This window comes from Saccharibacter floricola DSM 15669 (genome assembly GCF_000378165.1).
GTDB classification, from domain to species: Bacteria; Pseudomonadota; Alphaproteobacteria; order Acetobacterales; family Acetobacteraceae; genus Saccharibacter; species Saccharibacter floricola.
The window spans coordinates 1-2919 of sequence record NZ_KB899362.1 but is presented as its reverse complement, the minus strand read 5'-3'; the positions used below and the strand labels follow the sequence as shown (position 1 = coordinate 2919).

Annotated in this window: 1 protein-coding gene; it reads left to right on the top strand. The window is 42.4% G+C overall.

The window, feature by feature from the left end; translation table 11 throughout:
- Positions 1–635 precede the first annotated feature (635 nt).
- Positions 636–2919: beta strand repeat-containing protein (locus F457_RS13125; protein WP_211209056.1), on the top strand; the 2284-nt coding region annotated here is incomplete at its 3' end.

Genomic DNA, 2919 nt, shown 5'->3' with positions numbered 1-2919 from the left:
GGTTTTGGTCGCAGCCGCGGCGGATTTACGAGCAAAGTCCATGCCTGTGCAGACGGTCAAGGGCGCCCTCTTGGCTTCAAACTGACAGGTGGTGAAGTTTCGGACACTTCTGGTGCTGCATCCTTAATAGAGCTGCCTGCCTCGCCTTTTTCAACATTGCTGCCATGAAAATCTGGATACCATTATTTGTCAACAAAACCTACTCAAAAATTGATGGGCACTGTTCAAGAAATGGTGGGTGATCACAGTAGAATACAAAAAAAGCGGTAGTCTTCTCATTTCGGTTATCTGTGTTGCAAATGCAGCATATGATGTCAAAACCTAACTGGAATTCAGAAAGTGTGTTTTAACCAATAATAAATATTCTCTATACGGAAGTATGATCTTAAGGGATGATAAGTTTTCCAGAAAAATCTATCTTTAATTTAGATGAAGGGTTTCTACCAGAAAAGTTAATTTACATTGGATATTGCAAATTTTAGATAAACTATGCCAATATTGTTTATAAATTTAGTTAATAACTGCCCGATCAATAATAGGATTGACTAAGTTGATTGCTAGTTATTTTAAAGGGAGGGAGTTTTGTCATGAAAGGTGTCCCAGTGTTTCGTTCGTTATTATTGAGTAGCGTATCAATGTTTTTGGGAGGAAACGCTTATGCTCAACTGGGGCCTCCTTCTCATCCTCCGTACGTTGTGGGGGCTGACAATACGGATTCAACCCAAACTGGGATTAATGGGGCTGTTGCTTTAGTGAAAAATGGTACGGGTACCGTTACCGTTACAGGGGGAAATAGCTATACAGGCTCAACAACGGTTAATAATGGCACTTTAATTTTTAGAAATACGACACATAATGATGAAAATAACTATGACTACACTGATTATACAACGGTATCTAATAATGTAGATGGCAAGGCTAAGATGGTCTTAGACAATGTCCCATTTTCTTCATTCCAAAGCATAGTTATTGGCAATGCTCAGGGGGCATCTGGTGAAGTGGTGGCACAAGGGAGCAGTGGTAATTTAAAAAGTATGTTTGGCTCCTTCGTTGTGGGGAATGGAGACCCGACACAGGGAACAGGGACGAGTACGAAGACGAGTTTTTTGAGAATTATGGATGGTGCCCAAGCACAGGTAGGTAGTGATGTTGTGGTTGGGAATTTTGCCAAGACGTCGGGGGAGGTAGATGTTGTTGGGCAGGGGTCTGTTCTAACGGCAACTGGCAGTTTGTATATCAGTGGGAATTCAAATTCCTATAACAATGTTCCCACGAATATCACCAATGGTGGCCGAGGTGTTGCTAATGTTTCAGATGGAGGGTTTCTCACTGTACCCGGTGGGATTACTTTAGGGGCGGCCTCGCAGACAGGTTTTGCTGCGCTTAATATTGGCCCGAATGCTACTGTTGTAGCTGGTGATGGTTCGGGTGGATTGTACCCAGGGATTACGTCCAATCTGCCACCGTCATTCTATCAAATGACAGTGAACAACGGCACAATACAGACTTATGACGGTATTTCTCTTCATACGACAGTTAATATGACGTTGAATGGAACATTAGTTGCGAACGCTGGAGATACTGATACGGGCCAAGTCGAGGGGCCCATGTACTTTTCTGGGGTTCTTTCGGGACAAGGTGGTATTGATAAGCAAGGCCCTGCGAATGCAACATTAAGCGGAAATAATACTTTTCAGGGGGGTGTTACGGTTGAAACAGCAGGTCTTATCGTCACAGGGGAAAATCTTTATAATAAAGATACTATTGTGCGGCATGGATTCATTCAAATAGGTAATGGAGGAAATACAGGATCTATTGATAATTCTCCTAATATTAGGTTGCAAAATAACGATTCAGAAGTTGTATTTAACCGTTCAGATGTTTTTTCAGCTAACCAGCATATTACGGGCTCAGGTGGGGTGATCCAACAGGGGACTGGAACGGTTATTGTTGGAACAAATAATGATTACCAGGGCCAAACACAGATTCAAAGAGGAACGCTTCAGATTGGTAATGGGGGAGAAACAGGATCTGTTGGAACAGGTGAAATTGTTAATGATGGTGCATTTGTAGTTAATCATAGTAATGGAGTTAAATTAACACAAACTATTTCTGGATCGGGTGATGTGTGGCAGAATGGCTCTGGCACAACAACCTTGGCGGGGAATAATTCCTATACGGGTGCGACGCATGTTACAAATGGGATATTAGCACTCGCAGGTTCGAGTTCTATTAGCACATCAGCTGGTGTGCGAGTTGACGGAGACGCTGCAAAGTTTGATGTTACGGCCTTGAATAATCATGGAACTTCTATTCAAACATTGAGTGGGCAAGGACAGGTTGTTCTTGGTGGTAATGATTTAACGATTACAAACGGTAATCGTACGATAAATACGTTAATTAATGGTGAAACCGCCAATGTGACCTCCAACACATATAGTGGGGAGGGAAATAATAATACGGTCTATATTGATGGTAATGGTAACATTATCTCTAAAAATCAGTATAATGAACATAATGGTGATAAAATTGTTGATCTTAACAAAGAAGGTTCCGTCCTTGTAGATAATCAATTTAAAGGCTCTATCTCTGGTAGAGGTGGCGTTAATATCACGGGCGGACAAGAGATTTTCTCTGGACAAAATACGTATTCAGGAAAGACGTCTGTTTCTTCTGGAGCGGGCCTTATTTTAACAGGCTCCCTTCAAGGAGGGGCGTCTGACTCCAATAAGGTAGGGCTGTACAATCAAGGGAATGTTACGGTCAATGGCGGGACGATTTTTGAAAAGAGTATTAATGATAACGCCAACGCGATTTTAACAGGTGAGAATAATGCTTCCTTTAGTGATATTGTGAATACACAAGGCCGCGTTGCGTTGACGAACGCGACTGCGGGGACAGTGACGAATGCGGCAGGCC